At 56.1% G+C, this 20,008-nt stretch carries 18 protein-coding genes; 12 read left to right on the forward strand and 6 right to left on the reverse strand.

What is annotated here, in order from left to right; all coding sequences use genetic code 11:
- The first annotated feature begins 445 nt into the window (after positions 1 to 445).
- The 7 genes from PEH01S_RS31270 to PEH01S_RS31300 all read left to right on the forward strand — a co-directional run bounded on the left by PEH01S_RS31270 (position 446) and on the right by PEH01S_RS31300 (position 8,978).
- Positions 446 to 1,705, forward strand: a complete 1,260-nt coding sequence (locus PEH01S_RS31270) for an APC family permease (protein ID WP_127490118.1) — start codon at positions 446 to 448, stop codon at positions 1,703 to 1,705.
- Between the two features lie 262 nt (positions 1,706 to 1,967).
- The gene (gene nirB, locus PEH01S_RS31275; protein WP_127490120.1) at positions 1,968 to 4,400 is read left to right on the forward strand and encodes a nitrite reductase large subunit NirB; all 2,433 of its coding nucleotides are present in this window, start codon (positions 1,968 to 1,970) and stop codon (positions 4,398 to 4,400) included.
- Positions 4,401 to 4,435: 35 nt separating this feature from the next.
- Complete coding sequence (gene nirD, locus PEH01S_RS31280) at positions 4,436 to 4,774, forward strand: nitrite reductase small subunit NirD (RefSeq protein ID WP_025847397.1); 339 nt, start codon at positions 4,436 to 4,438, stop codon at positions 4,772 to 4,774.
- Between the two features lie 59 nt (positions 4,775 to 4,833).
- The gene (locus tag PEH01S_RS31285; RefSeq protein ID WP_127490122.1) at positions 4,834 to 5,619 is read left to right on the forward strand and encodes a formate/nitrite transporter family protein; all 786 of its coding nucleotides are present in this window, start codon (positions 4,834 to 4,836) and stop codon (positions 5,617 to 5,619) included.
- Between the two features lie 319 nt (positions 5,620 to 5,938).
- Entirely contained in the window at positions 5,939 to 6,688 is a 750-nt protein-coding gene (locus PEH01S_RS31290; RefSeq protein WP_025847400.1) for an ABC transporter ATP-binding protein, read from the forward strand.
- Positions 6,685 to 7,929, forward strand: a complete 1,245-nt coding sequence (locus PEH01S_RS31295; RefSeq protein WP_127490124.1) for an ABC transporter permease — start codon at positions 6,685 to 6,687, stop codon at positions 7,927 to 7,929. Before PEH01S_RS31290 ends, PEH01S_RS31295 begins: the two co-directional genes overlap by 4 nt.
- 134 nt (positions 7,930 to 8,063) lie before the next feature.
- Entirely contained in the window at positions 8,064 to 8,978 is a 915-nt protein-coding gene (locus tag PEH01S_RS31300; RefSeq protein ID WP_025847403.1) for an alpha/beta hydrolase, read from the forward strand.
- Between the two features lie 63 nt (positions 8,979 to 9,041).
- On the opposite strand, the gene PEH01S_RS31305 is transcribed toward PEH01S_RS31300, so the two are convergent.
- Positions 9,042 to 10,061 (reverse strand): Gfo/Idh/MocA family protein, encoded by a 1,020-nt coding sequence (locus PEH01S_RS31305; protein ID WP_127490126.1) that lies wholly within the window; start codon positions 10,059 to 10,061, stop codon positions 9,042 to 9,044.
- A 126-nt stretch (positions 10,062 to 10,187) separates the two neighbouring features.
- On the opposite strand from PEH01S_RS31305, the gene PEH01S_RS31310 reads away from it, so the two are divergent.
- Positions 10,188 to 11,021 carry a helix-turn-helix domain-containing protein gene (locus PEH01S_RS31310; protein ID WP_025847405.1) on the forward strand — a complete coding sequence of 278 codons (834 nt, stop codon included), beginning with the start codon at positions 10,188 to 10,190 and terminating at the stop codon, positions 11,019 to 11,021.
- Between the two features lie 33 nt (positions 11,022 to 11,054).
- Here the strand turns inward: PEH01S_RS31310 and PEH01S_RS31315 are convergent, their stop codons facing one another.
- From PEH01S_RS31315 to PEH01S_RS31325, 3 genes are all read right to left on the reverse strand, one after another.
- Complete coding sequence (locus tag PEH01S_RS31315; protein ID WP_025847407.1) at positions 11,055 to 11,489, reverse strand: thiol-disulfide oxidoreductase DCC family protein; 435 nt, start codon at positions 11,487 to 11,489, stop codon at positions 11,055 to 11,057.
- A gap of 142 nt (positions 11,490 to 11,631) precedes the next feature.
- A complete protein-coding gene (locus tag PEH01S_RS31320; protein WP_127490128.1) occupies positions 11,632 to 12,855 on the reverse strand; it encodes an FAD-dependent monooxygenase in 1,224 nt (407 codons plus the stop codon).
- Between the two features lie 115 nt (positions 12,856 to 12,970).
- Positions 12,971 to 13,753 carry a helix-turn-helix transcriptional regulator gene (locus tag PEH01S_RS31325; protein WP_025847410.1) on the reverse strand — a complete coding sequence of 261 codons (783 nt, stop codon included), beginning with the start codon at positions 13,751 to 13,753 and terminating at the stop codon, positions 12,971 to 12,973.
- 177 nt (positions 13,754 to 13,930) lie between these two features.
- On the opposite strand from PEH01S_RS31325, the gene pyk reads away from it, so the two are divergent.
- Positions 13,931 to 15,358 (forward strand): pyruvate kinase, encoded by a 1,428-nt coding sequence (pyk, locus tag PEH01S_RS31330; protein WP_025847411.1) that lies wholly within the window; start codon positions 13,931 to 13,933, stop codon positions 15,356 to 15,358.
- 98 nt (positions 15,359 to 15,456) lie between these two features.
- Here the strand turns inward: pyk and PEH01S_RS31335 are convergent, their stop codons facing one another.
- Both PEH01S_RS31335 and PEH01S_RS31340 read right to left on the reverse strand, forming a co-directional pair.
- Complete coding sequence (locus PEH01S_RS31335; RefSeq protein WP_127490130.1) at positions 15,457 to 16,248, reverse strand: alpha/beta fold hydrolase; 792 nt, start codon at positions 16,246 to 16,248, stop codon at positions 15,457 to 15,459.
- A 189-nt stretch (positions 16,249 to 16,437) separates the two neighbouring features.
- Positions 16,438 to 17,379 carry a protease complex subunit PrcB family protein gene (locus PEH01S_RS31340; protein ID WP_127490132.1) on the reverse strand — a complete coding sequence of 314 codons (942 nt, stop codon included), beginning with the start codon at positions 17,377 to 17,379 and terminating at the stop codon, positions 16,438 to 16,440.
- Positions 17,380 to 17,544: 165 nt separating this feature from the next.
- On the opposite strand from PEH01S_RS31340, the gene PEH01S_RS34890 reads away from it, so the two are divergent.
- The 3 genes from PEH01S_RS34890 to PEH01S_RS31350 form a co-directional block, all read left to right on the forward strand.
- Positions 17,545 to 17,700 carry a hypothetical protein gene (locus tag PEH01S_RS34890; RefSeq protein ID WP_164828104.1) on the forward strand — a complete coding sequence of 52 codons (156 nt, stop codon included), beginning with the start codon at positions 17,545 to 17,547 and terminating at the stop codon, positions 17,698 to 17,700.
- A gap of 342 nt (positions 17,701 to 18,042) precedes the next feature.
- The gene (locus tag PEH01S_RS31345) at positions 18,043 to 19,152 is read left to right on the forward strand and encodes a sugar ABC transporter substrate-binding protein (protein ID WP_127490134.1); all 1,110 of its coding nucleotides are present in this window, start codon (positions 18,043 to 18,045) and stop codon (positions 19,150 to 19,152) included.
- A 74-nt stretch (positions 19,153 to 19,226) separates the two neighbouring features.
- Positions 19,227 to 20,008: ATP-binding cassette domain-containing protein (locus tag PEH01S_RS31350; RefSeq protein WP_164828105.1), on the forward strand; the 782-nt coding region annotated here is incomplete at its 3' end.

Here is a 20,008-nt window from a genome sequence, read left to right on the forward strand (position 1 = left end):
GGTTTTAGTATGCCTCCGAACCGTTTGTTCCAAACAGCCGGAAGACTAACTTACCACATCGCTTGTCCGATTGCAACTGTTAATTTCAGGCCATTCGGCCGTTTCAATTACCGAGGCTTTCAAGACAACGATCATTACTCTATCACATTTGCCGTCTGCTTGGCAAGCACTTTATTTTTCCATTCGAGGGGACGAACCCGCAAGCGCAGAAGTTATTAATGAAGCGCCGCAATGAGACAGCGAAAGTAACTTTACCACATATCACGCAGAAGATGCAAGTCCAAATTTTTTCAGCCATTGCAAGTTATTCTGCATGAAAATCTGTGACCGGCTCAAATGGCCGGAATGACACTATAACATAATTGCTGTCTTATGCGCAAGAGCCCAAAACGAATTCACTTTCTGGTAATCTATTAAAATAAAGCCGAGAAAACGAGGTGCCCGGATGACGAAACGAACAATTACAATGACGCAAGGTGTAGCTTTATATATGGGGGCGGTTCTGGGATCGGGCATTTTGATTTTGCCGGGATACACGGCGGACGCCGCCGGGCCTGCGGCGGTTGTCTCTTGGCTCCTGCTTTCCTTATTAAGCGTTCCGATTGCCTATACGTTTGCCCGACTTGCGCTGAAATACGAAAACTACGGCGGCATCGCAACGATTGTGCAGCAGGCGTTCGGAGCAAGATCCGGCGCTGTCGTCGGCTGGTTCTTTTTCGCTTGGGTCGCTACGGGACAAGCCGTTGTGGGATTAACCGGCGCTTCCTATATTGTCACGGTTTTCGGACTGGCAAGCGAATGGCTGTATGGCTTTGCCTTTCTGTTTCTTATAGCGGCGTTCGCCGCCAACCTGCTCGGGATGCGCATCAGCGGACTCGTGTCGCTGGGGTTGAGCGGGATTGTACTTATCTTGCTGGTGCTGACGATCGCATACAGCCTTCCGGACATCGATGCGGGCCACTTCCGTCCTTTCGCTCCTCACGGATTCACCGGGATCGGGCAAGCGTGCGTCCTTATTTTTTGGGCGTTCTTCGGCTGGGAAAGCATTACCCATCTCGTACCCGAATTCCGCAACCCGCATCGGGACGTAATGCGCTGCACGTGGGCCAGCGTCTTTATTATCGGCGCCGTATATACGCTGCTATCCGCGGTGACAATAGGAACGAATACGTACGGAGACATCGGAACCGAGGCGCCGCTCGCTGCGCTGATGAACCGGGCAATCGGATTGAATGCGGGGCTGGCAACGGTGGTTGTAGCCTGCATCGTGTGCCTGGGCACACTGAACGTGTACCTCGCTAGCTCTTCCCGCCTCGGGTATGCGCTGGCCGACGAAGGAAAGCTGCCCCGTTGGTTTGCGAAAACGAGCAGGAGCGGGACGCCCTACCGTTCGGTGTTCTTTCTGTTTGTGACAAATACGTTGACGCTGGCTTTCAGCTACGCCGCTTCGTTTTCGGTCGACCGCTTAATTCTGGTGCCCACCACGCTCGGGATTCTGGTGTATATCGTAGCTTCGTTTGCCTGCGTTAAGCTGCTGTGGAACGACAAAACCGGACGCTTGGCCGCATTAACCGCATCAGCGCTCTGTCTGGCGATTGCGCCATTTTCGATGCAGTACTTGGCTGTACCGGCTGTCGTGGCCGCAGGCTGCCTGCTGTATTTGCAGTATCGCCGTAAAGCCTCGGCCGCAATTTCCCGGCAGTAAAAAAAGCATAAGCCATTTACATAAGCATCTATGGAAAGTTGTGAAAAGATCGCCCTATCCGGCTTAGGTCAGCCAGGAGTTCGGCGGTCTTTTTCGCGTTTTGGCAAAGGCACAGCTTCCAGTCGTACTAAATTTGTCACATTTGACGCTCCTTTGTGATAAATATCGCATAGTTGTGAAAAAAATCACTAATTTTTCGTTAGCTTCCCTGTATACTTTCCTTATACACAAGAAAATTCAAAGCTTTCGAGGAGGCCGGACAATGACCCTCAATAAAGAAAAACTTGTCGTCATCGGAAACGGAATGGCGGGCATCAGCACCGTGGAACAAATTTTGAAATTGACAACGCGCTTCGATATTACCGTTTTTGGTAGCGAGCCGCATCCTAACTATAATCGTATTCTGCTCTCTTATGTGCTGGAAGGCAGCAAAACCTTCGACGACATTGTGTTGAACGGATGGGACTGGTACAAAGAGAACGGAATTACGCTTCATACCGGAACGACGGTTTCCCATATCGACGGAGCGGCTCATGAAGTCGTAACGGAAAATGGTGAGCGTGTACCGTACGACAAAGTCATTATCGCGACGGGCTCGAATCCGTTCATTCTGCCCATCCCCGGCAGCGACAAGCAAGGCGTGATCGGCTTCCGGGATATCTCGGATTGCCAGCAGATGCTGGAGGCAGCCAAGTCTTATAAGAAAGCGGCCGTGATCGGCGGAGGGCTGCTCGGGCTGGAAGCCGCCAAAGGTCTTGTTCATCTCGGCATGGACGTGACCGTCGTGCATCTGATGGACGATTTGATGGAGCGCCAGCTGGATCATCAGGCGGCGACAATGCTCAAAGCGGAACTGGAGCGTCAAGGCATCAAATTTGCGATGGGCGCAAAGACGGTAGAACTGTTCGGAGGCGAACGTGTCGCCGGGCTGCGGTTTGCCGACAATACGGTGCTTGAGGCGGAGTTCGTCGTCATGGCTGTAGGCATCAAGCCGAATGTGGCCGTGGCGCAAGCAAGCGGGATCTGGACGAAGCGCGGGATCGTGGTAGACGATTATATGCAAACTTCCATGCCGGACGTTTATGCGGTTGGCGAATGCAATGAACACCGCGGCGTCTGCTATGGACTGGTTGCTCCGCTTTTTGAACAAGGCATGGTGCTTGCAAAACATTTGTGCGGCGTAGATACGCTCCCTTATGAAGGCTCGGTCGTATCGACGAAGCTGAAAATATCGGGTGTGGACGTTTTCTCCACAGGCGAATTTATCGAAGGTCCGGAGCATGTCGTTATTGCCCACAAGGACGAATGGAAGCAAACGTACAAAAAAATATTGCTGAAACAAAATGTGATGGTAGGCGCGGTGCTCTTCGGCGATATCACGGAATCGGCCAATCTGCAAAAGCTGATCAAGCAAAAAACCGTGATGACCGACGAAATTTACGACTCGCTCATGGGTACCGGCTGCTGCGGCGGCGGAGCGAAAAGCTCGGCTTCGGTGGAGGCTATGGCTGACGAGGAAATCGTGTGCGGCTGCAACGGCGTTACCAAAAAGACGATTGTCGACGCCATCACGGATAAAGGATTAACGACGGTCGACGAAATTAAAGCCTGCACGGGCGCAACACGGTCTTGCGGCGGCTGTAAGCCGGTCGTGGAGCAAATTCTGCAGTTCGTTCTTGGCGACGGCTTCAAGGCTTCCGTCAAGCAAGGCATCTGCGGCTGCACAACCCTCGGCCGCGACGAGATTGTCGCAGAAATCCGCGCTAAAGGTTTGACCTCAACGAAAGAAATTATGCATGTGCTGGACTGGAACCAACCGGAAGGCTGCTCGAAGTGCCGCCCTGCGCTGAACTACTATTTGGGCATGATTTATCCCGATACGCACGAGGATGAGAAGGAATCGCGCTTCGTGAACGAACGCATGAGCGCCAACATTCAGAAAGACGGCACCTTTACCGTCGTTCCGCGGATGTACGGCGGCGTCACGACGCCGGAGGATTTGAAGAAAATTGCCGACGTTTCGCTGAAGTACGATGTGAAGGTCGTCAAAGTAACCGGCGGTCAGCGCCTGGATCTGATCGGCGTGAAAAAAGAGGATGTGCCCAAAGTTTGGGAAGAGCTGGGCATGCCTTCGGGCTATGCTTACGCCAAATCGCTGCGGACCGTTAAGACCTGCGTCGGCGCGCAATTTTGCCGCTTCGGCACCCAGGATTCGATGAGCATGGGCGCATTCCTCGAACGCAAATTCGAGCGTCTGGACCTGCCGGCCAAATTCAAAATGGCCGTTAACGGGTGCCCGCGTAACTGCGCCGAAGCATGCACCAAAGATATCGGCATTGTCGGCAACGATGGCGGATGGGAGATATTCATCGGCGGCAACGGCGGAATTAAAGCGCGTTTGGCGGATTCGCTCTGCAAGGTAAAGACGGATCAGGAGCTTATCGATCTGTGCGCGGCCATCATCCAGTATTACCGGGAGACCGGAAAATATCTGGAGCGAACTTCGGAATGGGTGGAGCGAATGGGGCTGGAAACAATCCGTAAGGCGGTCGTTGACGATATGGAAAACCGCAAAGCGCTCGTGGAACGGATCGAATTCGCATTGACTCAGGTTAAAGATCCGTGGACCAAAATGCTGAACGATACGGATACGCGCACGGCTTTGTTCCAAAACCTGGAACCGGCAGCCCAATAAAACTAACTTTGGTTACAGGAAGGGGTATGGAATATATGAAAGAGCAGGAAACCTTTTATCCGATCGGAACGCTTGACCAGTTTCTGCCGCAAATCGGACGCACCGTGAAATGGCGCGGATGGGAAATCGCCGTTTTTCGCACTTCGGACGGAGGAGTCTATGCGCTGGAAAATCGCAGTCCGCATCCGAAAGGCGGACCGCTCGCAGAAGGGATCGTATCGGGGCATTACCTGTACGACCCGCTTCATGACTGGAAAATTGATTTGACCACAGGGCTCGTACAGCAGCCTGACCAAGGACAGGTTCTGACGTTTCCGGCAAAAGTAGAAGACGGTCAGGTTCATATCGCTGCGCCCGCAGTCCAACCCGCATGAAGCTGTAAGCTTAATCGACTTTTTTCCAACGCAGAAGAGGTACCGGGGAGGACCGCCGTATGTTTACATCAAGCGTAGAAGCGATTATAGAAGCGGCTGTGAAAAAGAAAGAAAAGATGAACGAGAACTTCGCCCGCTATGCGGTATCGGCTTTGCTGGCCGGCGCGTACGTCGGGCTGGGCATAATATTGATCTTCTCCGTCGGTGCGCCGGTCGCGGCTGCCAAGTCCCCTTTTCAGCCCATGGTCATGGGGATGTCCTTCGGTCTGGCGCTGACGCTTGTCGTCTTCGCAGGCTCGGAGCTGTTTACGGGGAATAACATGTTTTTTACGATGAGCACGCTGGCCCGCCGAACGACGGTAAACGATACGCTGAAAAATTGGGTCGTCGTATTCCTTGGGAATTTGGCCGGAGCCGTATTCCTCTCCTTGCTGATCGTCGGTACCGGTCTGTTCAAAACGGCAGGGCCGGAGCATCTGATCTTCGCCGCTGCGGCCAAAAAAATGGCGCTTCCGTTCTGGGAATCGTTCTTCCGCGGCATTCTGTGCAACTGGCTCGTCTGCCTGGCTTTATGGATGGCAGGACGGGCGAAGGAAGACATCGCCAAGCTGGTGCTCATCTGGTGGTGCCTGTATGCTTTTATCGCTAGCGGCTATGAGCATAGCGTTGCCAATATGACGCTTCTTAGTTTGGCCTATTTGCTTCCGCAGCATCCCGAAGCCATCTCGCTTGGCGGCTGGTTCAATAATATGATTCCGGTCACGCTCGGCAACATCGTCGGCGGCGGAATGTTCGTCGGGCTCGCTTACTGGTTCATCTCCCCCGTGCGAAGCAAACAGTTTTAATTAATATCGAGAAAAAACTTTGCCGCGATGGCGGCATCAGAGTGTTGAGAAAGTGGTTTTGACTGAAATAGAGAACTATACGTGGGTGGGGTATCCACTGGAGAAGCGATAGCGTCCGCCTTTGTCATCGGGAAATATCCGCTGATAAGCGGCTTCCAATCAAAATTTCCCGATAACAACAGCGGTCGGAAGTGGATACCCCACCTCCTCGTACACCTCTACCTCAATTCACCACTTTCTCAACAAGTCTTTGCCGCGACTGCGGCATTTTTTTCTTTTCCGGGGAAAACAAGGTACAATAGCGATGAGGTGAATGGACATGCAGCCTTTATTGAAGGTGGAAAAGCTGACCGGCGGATACAGCCGCAAAAAGCCGGTGCTGCACGACCTGTCGTTCTCGGTTCGTCCGGGTGAGATGGTCGGCCTGATCGGATTGAACGGAGCGGGCAAAAGCACGACGATCAAGCATATCCTCGGCCTGATGCAGCCGCACAGCGGTCAAATTCTGCTCAACGGCAGATCGGTGGAGCAAGACCCGACAGCCTACCGGCGGACATATGCCTACGTCCCGGAAAATCCGCTTTTGTACGAAGAATTGACAGTAAAAGAGCATCTCGAAATGGCCGCGATGGCCTACGGTATTCCGAAAGAAGCTTTCGAGGAGCGGGCCGCCGCCCTGCTGGACGAATTTCAAATGACCGCCAACGGAAACCGCTTGTCGGCCCATTTGTCCAAAGGGATGAAGCAAAAGGTCATGATTATGAGCGCTTTTCTCGTACGGCCGGCCTTATATATTATCGACGAGCCTTTTCTCGGCCTCGATCCGCTTGGCATCCGCGCGCTGCTGGAGCTGATGGTCCGGGTCAAAGAAAGCGGCGGAGCCATTCTGATCAGCTCGCACATTCTGTCCACGATCGAACGGTACGGCGACCGTTTCCTTCTGCTTCATCAAGGCCGGCTGACGGCTGAGGGGGATGTGGAGGCGCTGCGGGTGCAGGCGGATATGCCCGGCGCTTCGCTCGACGACTTGTTCTGCAGCCTGGTGACCCGGGACGTGACGGTAAGATGAGCAAACGCGAGCTGCCTTCCGATATTCAAGGATTGTGGAGCAAACGAACGTCGGAGTTTTGGCGGGAAGTACGGCCCTATGCCGGGTATGCGCTGCAAAGCGTCTCCTATGCCCTTATTTTGCTGATGCTGGCGGGAATGTACTTTTATCCCCGTTTCCTGAACGAGGCGCCGCCGGATTTCCCTTTTCGCGAAACGGCAGCGCTCGTACTCCTGCCTTTTTTGGCTGGATGCCCGGTTCGCACTTTCATTAGAAACGCGGACTTCATCTATTTGCTTCCGATGGAAACGAAGCTGTCGGTGTATATGCATCGGGCGGTGATGCGGTCATTCTGGATGCAGTCGTTCCTGCTGCTTGCCGTGTGGATGGCGGTCTGGCCGATGTATGCCATGGGAGCCGACGGAAACCTCGGCGAATTCGTTCACGTGCTGCTCCTTCTGATTTTTGCGAAACGAGTGCTGATCCACGGCGCATGGCTGGAACTCAAGCTGACGGATCGTCTTCCGATCGTTCTATGGTCGGCGCTTCGTTGGCTCGTTGCGGCCGCAGCGGCGCTGCTTCTGCTCCGTCTGCCGCTTTGGACGGGGACGTTAGCCGTCTCCGCCGTGCTGCTGGCTTACCTCGGGGCGCTGCGACTCTCGGGCGGCAAGCGAATTCTGAACTGGCTCAGACTCGCCGAGACGGAACAAAAACAGCGCGCGCGGGTTTTCAGGCTTCTGAACTATTTTATCGATGTCGCGGACATCCCTTACCGTCCGACGCCGATTCGTGCGCCGATGAAGCTTCTCCGGGGGCTCGGAGGCTTCGGGTATGATTCGGCTCATACTTACCGTTACTTGTTTACGCTGGTATGGCTTCGTTCCGAGCTGGGCGGAATCACGATGCGGCTGACGGCGCTCGGCTTCTTATTGATTGCTTGGACCCGCAGCGATGCGCTGGCCATTTTCTTGTTCGCCCTGTTTGCGGGACTTACGATGCTTCAGCTTAAAGAGCTGCAAAAAGCGTACCGGCATTCCGATTGGTCGTATATCTACCCGCTTCCGCCAGAGTTGCGCATGCGTTCGGCGGCTGCCGTCCGTTTCCGCATTCATGCCGCTTGCCTGCTTCTGCTGGGCGTGCCTCTGCTGTGGGCCATGTCCCATCCCGGATACGCCGTTGTGACGCTGTGCGCAGGATTGGCGCTGTCTTACGTGTACGCCAGATGGACCATGCGCGCGAAGAAAGCCGCTAAAACGAAATAGAGTCTGTCCCCTTATCCGATCCTGTCGTATAATGGGGATTGCCTTTTGAATCAGACCGTTTTTGGATAAAGAAAGGAACGCGACCTATGAAACCAACCCCTGCGATATCGAGAGTGCCGCGAAGGCGAAGAAGAATGTCGAGGAGCCCGTTATGGCTGCGGATCGTCGTCGGACTGCTGGCTGTAGCAGTGATCGCTTGTATAGGAATCTCGGTCTATGTAGGATGGAAGCTGTCACACCCGGTGCCGAAGGCTCTGGATGATTCACCGGAACGCCTCGGGCTTGTCTACGAAAACGTGCAATTTCCAAGCCGCGAAGGCGGATTGACCCTGAAAGGCTGGTACTTGCCAGGCAAAGTGACGGAAGGAGAAGGCGCTGCCGCCAAGCCGGGCATCATTATGGCTCATGGGTACAAGAACAACCGATTGCAAAAAAGCGCCGAAGCGTTGTCGTTAGCCAAAGAGCTGACGGACCGGGGCTACAGCGTCCTGATGTTCGATTTTCGCAATGCCGGGGAATCCGAAGGCAGCGTGACCTCGATCGGCTATTATGAAAAGCACGACCTGCTCGGCGCCATAGATTGGATGAACAAAAACCATCCGGGCAAGCTGGCGCTGCTCGGCTTCTCGATGGGAGCCAGCACTTCGCTGCTTGCCGCGGCGGAAGAGCCGTCCGTTGCCGGCGTGGTGGCGGACAGTCCGTTTAATCGTTTGACCCCGTATTTGAAGGAGAATTTGCCCGTTTGGTCGAATTTGCCCAACTTCCCTTTTACGCCGCTGATCTTGGGGATTTTGCCTCCGCTGATCGGGGTCGACACGGATCAGGTGGACGGGCTCGCAGCGGTCGACCGCATTTACCCGCGGCCGGTTCTGTTCATTCATAGCACGAACGACCACTCGATTCCTTACCGCAACAGCGAGTCGATGTGGGAAAAGCACAAGGATAAATTCGAGCTGTGGACGACCGGGACGGAAGGACATGCCAGGAACTATCCGCCGCTCAAAGCGGAGTATGTGCAGAGAGTGACAACTTTCTTGGAAAAACTGTAAAATGCAGAAAAACGAGCCCCGGTGCCATGTGCGCCGGTGGCTCGTTTTCTTGTATTGTTATGGCTAATGATGATAACGAATGCGCTGCCCGCTGCGGGAGGATTCGTAAATGTCCGTCACGAGCCGGAGCGCTTTGTAGCCCTCGGGTCCGTTCAGCGGGTAGGGCCTTCCCGCCAGGACATGCTCGTAAAAATCGCGGATTTGGCAGGCATGGCTGACGCCCCAGTACGATTTTTCCCCAAGATCGTTCGGTACCGGCTCGCTGAGAACCGCCGATGTGCCGTTCCGATGCAAATACAAAGTGTCGCCCAGCAAATGCAGCCGACCTTGCTCGAACACCAGCTCCACCTCCACCGGGGAGTTGACGCCGTAGGCATTCGTCGCATAAAATACCGCCGTCGCGCCGCCGGCGAACACCAAATGGGCATGCGCCGAATCCTCGACTTCGATGACGCCTTCGAGCGCATCCGTCGAAACCGAGCCCTTGATGCTTTCCACTTCGCCGCCGAACCACTGCAGCAAATCGAGCGTATGAATCGCTTGGTTGATGAGCACGCCGCCGCCCTCCGTCGCCCAGCGCCCCTTCCACTCGCTCTCGTAATACTGCGGACTGCGGTACCAGGTTACGATGCCTTTCAAGCAAAGCAGCTTGCCGAGCTCGCCCGAATCGACCGCCTGCTTCATACGGACCGAAGCGGGATTGTACCGGTTCTGGAAAATGACGCCGAGCTGCACGCTCGTATGCTTCGCTGCTGCCTCCAGCATCGTGTACGCCGACGCTTTGTTTTCCGCCATCGGCTTCTCCGTCAACACGTGCTTACCCGCTGCGAGCGCATCAACCGTCATGGGAGCATGCAGGTAATGGCCGGTGCATACGTGGATGACATCGATATCGCTGCGCTTCAGCATTTCGCGGTAATCCGCGTAATAGTCGCAGCCGTACTGCTGCGCGATTCTTCGTCCGACCGTTTCATTCGTGTCCACAACCGCCTTCAATTCGGCCATACCGAGCTTGGCGATCGCTTGCAAATGAACGCCGGCAATCGCGCCGCAGCCGATCAGAGCCGTACCTAAACGTTTCACAGGGTTCACCTAGTTTCTTCAGTGGTAGAATAACTCCATCATGACGTATAATAAAAACAACTTCCTTGCATCCATTGCTTTATTTATTGCTTTTTTTGACTTTTGCCCAAATAGAGGAACACAGCCATGCACATCCATGGAAAAAACAAATATTTCGACTTCACCCACCGCCGGATGGAAACGCCTCCAAAAATCGATTTCCATCTTCACGACCGGTATGAGATTTATTTTTTTATCGCCGGTGACGTGCACTATCTGATCGATAAAAACGTGTATCCGCTAAGCTATGGCGATATGCTGATTTTAAACAACCGGGAGCTGCACAAGCCGACCTTTCGTTCGAATGCGCCGTATGAAAATGTCGTCATTCATTTCGATCCTTCCATCGCCGCCAGTCTGGCGCTGGTTTCGGACTTCCCCCTGCTCGAATGCTTCGTCAACCGGCCGCAAGGGGAGTCCAACCGGATCGCGCTCAACAGCCCGCAGTTGGAGGCCGCTCTCGCTTTGTTCAAGAAGACCGAGCTTCTGCTTTCCGAGCCTCCGGACGGGGCCGATCTGCTGCTGACCGCCTGTATGATCGAGCTGCTGGTGCTGGTCAATCAGGCGTTCCGCGACCATCGCTCGGGTACCGGCTACAGCCCGGCCGTTACGCACGAAAAGCTGGGGCCGCTGCTCGAATATATCGACGGGCATCTGGAGCACGATTTGACGCTGGAAGCGCTGGAACGGCAATTTTATATGAACCGCTATTATCTCAGCCGTCTCTTCCGCAAGCATACGGGAAGCACGATTCACGAATATATTTTGCTCAAACGGGTTGCCCGCGCCAAAAAGCTGCTTCAGGAGGGGCATAACGTCACCGCCGCTTGCGAAGGCTCCGGTTTCAACGATTATTCGCATTTTATCCGCATGTTCAAGCGGCTTGTCGGGGTTCCCCCCGGGCAGTACCGCAACCGGTAAACGGAGTGGAAAAGCAAGCTGTGCGACAGCCGCTCACGTATCGAGAAACCGCTCACGCACTTCGGGGGGCGGCAGCATGCAGGAGTCGCTTTTGCCGAAAAAACGGTACCGGTTCGCGGCGATCCACTTATATACCAAATCCCGCACCGGCCGCGGGACCACGATCAACGCATAAAGCAAAGGCCATGCCCCATCCAGCCTGCGAAGCACCCGGAGTCCCGCGGTCGAGCGCGTGTACACCCGGCCCTGCTCAAGAAGCACGAACGTATTCAATTCAGCGGGATCGAGCCCGTGCCGCCGCAGCAGGCGGCTTCCGGTCTCGGATTGGATGGCGACGAACCGGAAGACGGCGCTTCGATCACGGGGAATAATGAACTGCACGACCCGTTGGCAAAATCCGCACACCCCGTCGTAAAATACAAGCGGATGCCGCTCCGCTTCCGTATCCTTGCGCGAACTCTTCTCCATCCCGCTCTGCCTCCTTCCGTAAGCCTTTCTTTATTCTATTGTACACCATGCGCTCTCTTTCTGGCGCTTTCTCAAAAAAAGACCGGCCCCGGCAGACGACTTATGCGCTCCGGGACCGGTAGAAGGTGGACTTCATCCAGTTTTAGTCTTGAAAAGTGAACCGTTCATGAATCGGCACCTTGCCGGACAGGCTCAGCACTCTTCGCTGAACCGCAGCAAGCAGCCTGGTACGCGTAACCAAAGAGATAAATACCGGCGCAAGCGTTCGCATGAACGGAGTCGAGGTAAAAAATACTCTCGCCGCGCGCGCTTGCATTTTGTGCACCGAGCGAATTTCACTGTCGCGCAGCGCTTGAACGCGCCCGAGACGATCAGCGGACACGTCGCCGTCCTGCAGCGCATCGTAAATGACATCCGCCGCAATCACGGCCGTGGTAACGGATAAGGACACGCCGACCGCGCCGACGGGAGAAGCGCAGTGCGCCGCGTCTCCGATGAGCAGACAGCCGTCCTTGGCCCACTGCTTGACGTAAAAGTCCTTGACCTGCAGAAGCACAAACGGCTTGAAATCGGTCAGCGCCTCGGCAAATTCGCGAAACGCCGGATGCGCGGCCAGCAGCTCTTGGCGGAACGGCTCGATGCCGTGCTGCCGGATCGCCTTCCATTCGCCTAACGGCACGGCGACGCCGACCTGAAGACAATTCGGGTATTTCGGCAAAATGATATAGCTGTAGCCATCGGTAATCTTCATCCTCAGCTCGTCGCCCCAATCGGCAGGCTTCGGGACGGTGAACCAGACGAGGTCGCCCGCGAGGTGGTCATATTCCATCTCGAACCCGCCCAGCCGGCTGACCGCCGAGAAGCGGCCGTCCGCTCCGACCGTGACGCGGGCGCGAACCTCCAGCGTCCCTTCAGGCGTCTCGGCAACCGCTCCAGTTATCCGCTCTCCCTCATGGAGCAGCTCCTTCACCGCAGCACAAAACATCAGCTCGAAGGAAGGCAGCGACTTCGCTTTGTCATAAAGCGCCTGCAGCAAAATAGGCTGCGGCATCCAAAGCGCATATGGGATTTCCTCGGAGATGTTGTCGAAGCTGAATCCCCCGAGCCGCTTGTCTTTGTAATAGAGCACGCCCTGGCGCAGTTTCGACGAGGGAAACGATTCGATATATTGCCGCAAATTCACTTGCTCCAGCAGCTGCAGAAAGCGAGGCTGAAGCACCTCCCCGCGATATTCGCGGTCAAAGTTGTCATGACTTTCAAGCACAACGACATCGACGCCGGCTTTGGCCAGCAGCATGCCGAGAATGAGTCCGGCCGGGCCCCCTCCGGCAATGCAAACGTCTTTTTCCATCACGCGATGAACCATCGTTATCGCCTCCGTTTGTGCGAAGATCGTGACTTCAATTAAAAATGAGTGAGTACTCACTTTTATGATTTCAGTATACTTCGCCCTCTGACTTGCGTCAATGGAGGTTTGCCGTCTACCGTTTCTTTTCGCGTTCGTTCATGTATCGGGACGGCTTCTCGCCCGTAATCCGTTTGAAGGTGCGCTGAAAATACGACTGGTCGCAGTAGCCCAGGTGGTCGGCGATATCGCCGATCGTCAGCTCCGAATGCTGCAGCAAATATTTCGACGCTTCGATCCGCAGCGCATGAACGTATTCCCCGATCGTTTGCCCGGTCGTTTCTTTAAAGATCGTCGCCGCGTAAGCCGGACTTTTGCCGATGAACCGGCCGAGCTCTTCCTTCGTCACTTTCTCCCGGTAATGCTCCTGCACATACTTTTTCATCAGGGCGGTCTGCGCGCTCTTGGCATCCGGCCTGCGGAATGCGTCATAGTCCCGGTTGAACTCGGCCAACAGATCAAGCAGAAGGCTCAGACACTTCACTTGGTAATAATCGGGCCGGTCCGTCCATTGCGCATGCAGCTTCTTCATCAGCCGCAGCAGCAGGTCCATATTTCTCGGTTTAAACACAACCGGCCCGGCTTCGTCCAGTACCGGCAGCCAGCCCGCTTCCGGCTCTGCGGTAAACTCGACACGGTATTTCTCGTGAGCGACGGTCGGAATGCTCTTGGCGTAAAACGGCACGCCACGCGGCACAAAAAGCACGTCGCCTTTTTCCATCACGTGCTTCTCGTGGCAAACCCAGTAGCAGCATTTCCCGTAGGCCACGGCATGGAGCGAATAAGCTGCGGGACTGTCCTCGGAAGCGATGTTCCACCCGTGCCCCAAATCGTGGGCCGAAGCCATGAGCCGAATCATTCCCGAACCTCCTTCACAAGATGATCAAACTATATTACAAAAAGTGTACTATATTTCATAGTGTAACGGCAATTTTTTCGTTACAATACGTTCATTACAGACATCTTGCACCTGCCCGGAACATTCGGAGATGACGGAGTCCCGGATGTCCGGACAAGCCGAAGGAGAAGGAGACCCATGCGAAAAACGAAAATTGTATGTACGATCGGCCCGTCCTGCGAGTCGGTGGAGCAGTTGAAAAAGCTCATTGAGGCGGGGATGAACGTCGCCCGGCTGAACTTTGCCCACGGCGAGCCGGCCGAACACAGCAGCCGCATTGCGAATATCCGGCAAGCCGGAAAAGAGCTGAACCGGCCCATTGCCATTATGATCGATATCAAAGGCCCCGAAATCCGCACCGGCAAGCTGCTTGAAGCCTCGTACACGCTAAAGCAAAACGAGCAGGTTGTGCTGACGACCGAGCCGGTTCTCGGGGACGGGCGGCGCATTCCCGTTTCGTACCCGGACCTCCCGAAGGATGTGTCCGTCGGCACGTCCATCCTGATCGACGACGGGCTGATCGAGCTGAAGGTGGAAGAAATCGCAGGCACGGAAATCCGCTGCCGGATCTTGAACGGCGGTGTTCTTAAAGCGCGCAAAGGCGTCAACCTTCCCGGCGTGAGCACCTCGCTGCCCGGCGTGACGGAGCGGGATATCGAGCATATCCGGTTCGGGGTGCGGGAAGGCATCGACATGATCGCGATGTCGTTCGTCCGCAAAGCGGCAGACGTGCTGGAGGTACGGCACCTTCTGGAGCAGTACGGGGCGCCCGACATTCAAATTATCTCGAAAATCGAAAACCTGGAAGGCGTCGACAATTTGGACGAAATTCTGGAAGCTTCGGACGGCCTGATGGTTGCGCGCGGGGACTTGGGGGTAGAAATTCCGGTCGAAGACGTGCCTATTGTTCAAAAGCAGATGATCCAAAAGTGCAACCGGGCCGGCAAGCCGGTCATTACGGCAACGCATATGCTTGATTCCATGCAGAACAACCCGCGCCCGACCCGGGCGGAAGCAAGCGATGTCGCCAACGCCGTGCTCGACGGCTCCGACGCCGTGATGCTGTCCGGGGAAACGGCCTCCGGCAAATACCCGGTCGAATCGGTCGCCACGATGGCGCGCATTGCCGAGCAAACCGAATCGTCGCCGGATTACGGCAAGCGCAAGCTGGGCCACGTGCTGGTCCGCAGCAGCGTAACCGAAGCGATCAGTCAGGCTGTCGTCGGCTCCGCAGACGATCTGAACGCCAAGGCGATTCTGACCTCCACCGCGACCGGCTTCACCGCCCGCATGGTGTCCAAATATCGTCCCAACGCCCCGATCGTGGCAATTACGCCGAACGAGACAGTCATGCGAAATTTGAATTTGGTCTGGGGCGTTATCCCGATTCTGGGCGAGCAGATCGGCTCGACGGACGAGCTGTTTACCTCCGTCGTCAGCCGCGGAATCAACGAAGGCTTGCTGGAAGCCGACGATCTGGTCGTTATCACGGCCGGGGTGCCTCTGGGAAGCACAGGCACGACAAACCTCATCAAGATCCAGCATGTGTCCGATTTGATGCACTAAACAAACGCAAAGGGATGACAAGCGTCCGCATGGCAGGCTCAGCCTGCCGACGGTCGCTGTCATCCCTTTTTTTCGAATCGATGCGCCCCGGGAACGGTTTAAAGCTTGGCCGTAAACGCAAGGATCGCCTGCGCCAGCTCGCCCGGCGCTTCCATCATGCTCATGTGGCCGGCCCCGTCGATCTGGCTGCGCTGAAAAGCCTCCTTGTCGACGGAGAACGTCCGCTGCGGCGGAATGATCTGATCGCCCGTCCCAGCGACAAGCAGCACCGGCACCTGCGCTGCGGACAATACGGCGTTGCGGTCCGGCCGCTGCCGCATCCCTTCCAACGTACGGACCGCGCCCTCGGCGCTTGTACCCAGACCGATCTCCTTCGCTTTGCGCACCGCCTCCGGCATCGTCTCCAGATGAGCCGGAGCGAACAGCTTCGGGATCAATCCTTCGATAAATGCCGGCAGCCCCTGAGCCCGGATCGTCTCCATCGCCTTCAGCCGGCCTTCTTTGCCCTTCTCGTCGTCCGGAAACGCGGTCGAATGAAGCAAGCCGAACGCGAGCAGCTTGTCCTCGTGCTTCTCGGCCAGCGCGAGCGTCACATACCCGCCCAGCGAATGGCCGAGCACGACCGGGCGACCGATATGGAGCCGGTCGATTAACGCGGCGATATCGTCGGCGATCGCCTCCATCGTATACGTCCCATCCGGGGCGTCGGATGCGCCGTGCCCGCGCAGATCCGGTATAATCAACCGGCAGCGGCCTTCGAGCAGCGGCGCGACTTCATCATAATAGGCCGAGCTCCCGCAAAAGCCGTGAAGCAAAATGACCGGGGTCCCTTGGCCCCGGTCGATGTAGGCCAGCCTCGTGCCGTTTACGTCCGCATACCGCTTGTCCATGGTGATCCACTCCTCTTTTTTCGCACGCTATCGATAGATAGCTTTTAAGCGTATTATACCCGTTTTACCCGGGAATTTCCGCCTTGAATCCGAAGCGGCTCCAGACGAAACGGCGGCACGAAAAAGAACCGGCTGTCCGCCCCCGCGCCGGGGATGGCAGACAACCGGTTCCTTGCGCGTTCAAGACGGTTAAGACCGCGGATTGGCCGGGCTGACGCTCGTCGAACCGTCAGGCTCGGCTACCGGTTTATATTTGGACGAAACGTACGTTTCCGCTTTCGGTTCGGTAATCGCCTGAGTGTTCATGCTGTCCGGCTTCGGATCGGTCAAGGTGTACGTAATCACCGCCCGGCCGTCCGATTCGAACCGGATGCCGCTAATCTCGATACCGTAGCCGCCCGTCGGCTTCTCGCCGCGGGACAGAACGACTTTGTTCACGTCGTCGTTGACTTTTTCCACCGTCACTTTAACGTCTTCCTGCGGTGCCGGCTTTGGCGCATCCGCATGCGATTCGACGAACTTGATCGCGCTGTGCAGCCAGACGGCCGCTTCACCGCGGGTCAGCTCCCGCTTCGGATAAAACTTTGCATCTTCTCCCAATTTGATCAGCTTGTGCAGCACCATCCGCTGCACGCTGTTGCTCACCTTCGGATCGATCTCGCCTTGATCGGCGAGGACGACGAACATTTCGATCACCGGGTACGTCCCTTTCGTATCGATCGCGTGGATCAGCAGATCCGCATACTGCTCGCGGGTAATCGTCCCGTTCGGGTCCACATCCTTCGGTATCGGCAGGCCGTTCAATTGGGCGATCACGAAAGATTCGGCGTACCACGCGTTATTCGGCACGTTCGTATAATAATCCGATGCTTCGGGCTTCTTGACGAAGCGCATCGTATCCATGTTCAAATTCAGCCCCTTGACCAGCATATGAACGGTTTGCGCATAGCTGGCTTTTCCCATCGGGACGAAATGCTCACCATCCACCCCGCTGACGATTCCTCGCTGTTTCAATGCGGTAATCGGCTCCTTCTGATCTGCGCTCAAATCGTTGAAAGCCGAGGCCGAGCCGGCCGCCAAGCTGCCGAACAGCGCTGCCGCCGACAGAACTGCCAGTGCTTTTTTCATCATAATCAAAAACCACCTTTCGCTGTTTACTCCGGAGTTATCTACTAGACGGACGGGGCCTGCCAAAGGTTGCAGGAAAACCGATGCGGCGGCGCCCATCCGAGGCATGTTCCGAAAAATGGCGCATAAGCTGTGATAGATACCATAATGGACCGGGAGGAAGCCCGCATGCCCGTAGCGCTAGTACAAATCGCCTTGTTTCTGATCATCATCCGTTCCGTGCACATGACGTTCCAGCTTTTGCGGCGTCCGAAGAAGCCGTGGCTTGATCTGCTGCATTACGTCTCGGTTACGGTCGTGGCCGTATCGTTTTTGCTTCAATAGAAGCCGCCGCTTTCCCTGCCCGCCCCTGGCACGAATCCGTACAATAACCGCTAACCTCCTCCGTTTCATCCTCCGATGACGGAGTTTTTTTTGCATTTTTCCTGCTGATCGCGGATTAATATTCGGAAAACGCCCTTTTCCCCGTTCCCAACCGGGGAGGTCTATGCTACGATGAGGGGTAGACCGGAAAATTGTCGGTTTTTGTAGTTTTTTGAAGGATCGCCTCTAAAAATATTCCCCTGCATATTGACCGTTTATGAATAAGAATGGTAAAGTATTTATCACCTACTAATTCCATTGGAATTATATAATTATTGCCATTCGGGGGAGGAACTCATCGTCATGTCACATTGGAGAAAAAGCGTTCTGCTGGTACTCATCTTCTTGCTTTCGATCGGCATGATCGCTTGCGGTACGAAGCCGCAGGCTTCGGAGCAAGGCGGCAAGCCGGCGGAGGGCGCGAACGCCCAAGCGGGAAGCGGCGCGGACAACCCGCTCGCGAATAAAAAGATCGCGCTTATTATGCAAATCAACCTTGGTACCTTCTCCGCGCAGTACATCGAAGGCGTGAAGGAGCAGGTCGAGAAGCTCGGCGGCAAAGTCACCGTCACTCCGGCCGACGGCGATCTTGCCAAGATGGCCTCGAACCTCGATGCCGCCATCAACCAGAAGGTCGACGGCATCCTGATCGACCACGGAACGGCGGCAGCGCTCGAAGCGGGCGTAAAGCGGGCGTTGGAGAAGAAAATCCCGGTCGTCGCCTTCGACGCCGATCTGCAAGTTCCGGGCGTGACCGTGCTGGAGCAGGGCGACGCCAAGATGGCCGAGATGACGCTGGACAAGCTGGCTCAAGACATCGGCGGCAAAGGCAACATCGTCAAAATCTGGGTTGCGGGCTTCGCCCCGATGGAGCGCCGTCAAGTCGCTTACAAAGCGTTCCAGGACAAAAACAAGGATATTAAGGAAATCGCCGCTTTCGGCGCCGCTTCGCAGAACACCGCGCTGGATACGCAAGCGCAAATGGAAGCGATCCTGAAGAAATACCCGAACAAGGGCGACATCGCAGCCGTATGGGCCGCTTGGGACGAGTTCGCCAAGGGCGCCTCGCGGGCCATTCAGCAAGCGGGCCGCACGGAAATCAAAGTATATGGCATCGATATGAGCGACGAGGACCTGCAAATGATCCAGGATCCGAAGAGCCCGTGGATCGCTTCCGCCGCCGTCGATCCGAAGGATATCGGGCGCATTCAGGTTCGTTACCTGTACCAAAAGCTTCACGGCGACCAAACGCCGGACAAAGTCGTTCTGGACCCGGTATTCGTCTCCCGCGAGCAACTGCCGCAGCAGCAGATCTCAACCGCTCAGCTGAGCGAGCACGTGAAAGGCTGGGGCAACAGCCAGCAAGGCTACACCGACTGGCTGAAAAAAGCCGAGAAACCGGCGGCCAAGTAACCATCTGAATAACCCAATCCCACCCGCTGCGGAGCCGGTGGGATTTTCCGTTGAAGGAGCGTGAGACTGTCCCGATGACCACTTCCGCAGCTCGACTAGAAATGAAAGGCATATCCAAATCGTTCCCCGGCGTCCGGGCGCTGCATCAAGTCGATTTCGAGGTCCGCGGCGGCGAAATTCATGCGCTGCTCGGCGCGAACGGCGCCGGCAAAAGCACGCTGATGAAGGTGCTGTCCGGCGCTTACCGACCCGATGGGGGCAGCATTCTGATCGACGGAGCCGCGCTGTCCATCGGCGGTCCGCTCGACGCCATCCGCAGCGGCATCCAGTGCGTGTATCAAGAGGTCGATACGGCGCTTGTTCCGAAGCTGACCGTAGCGGAAAACATCATGCTGGACCGGCTCACTGCCGGACGCGGCTGGATCGATTGGAGCGGTCTGCAGCAGGAGGCTTCCCGCGTGCTGGCCGATATCGGCTTGACCGGCCTGGACGTCCGGCGGCAGGCCGGAGAGCTGTCCATCGCGCAGAAGCAGCTGGTGCTGATCGGCCGGGCGCTGGCGCAAAAGGCGAAGTTTATCATTTTCGACGAGCCGACCGCCCCGCTCTCCGGCGAAGAGGCCGAGCAGCTCTTCCGCATCATGAACCGGCTGAAGGCCGACGGCGTCGGCTGCATTTTCATCTCGCACCGGCTCGGCGAGGTGTTCCGCATCAGCGACCGGGTCACCGTCATGCGGGACGGGCAGCGAATCTCGACAAAAGCGGCGGTGAGCACGGACGCGCAGGCGGTCGTCGAAGAGATGCTCGGCAAGCCGTTCGAGGAGGAGTTCCCGAAGGCGGAGGTCGCCATCGGCGAGCC

Origin of the sequence: Paenibacillus ehimensis NBRC 15659, assembly GCF_004000785.1 — a bacterium.
GTDB classification, from domain to species: Bacteria; Bacillota; Bacilli; order Paenibacillales; family NBRC-103111; genus Paenibacillus_G; species Paenibacillus_G ehimensis.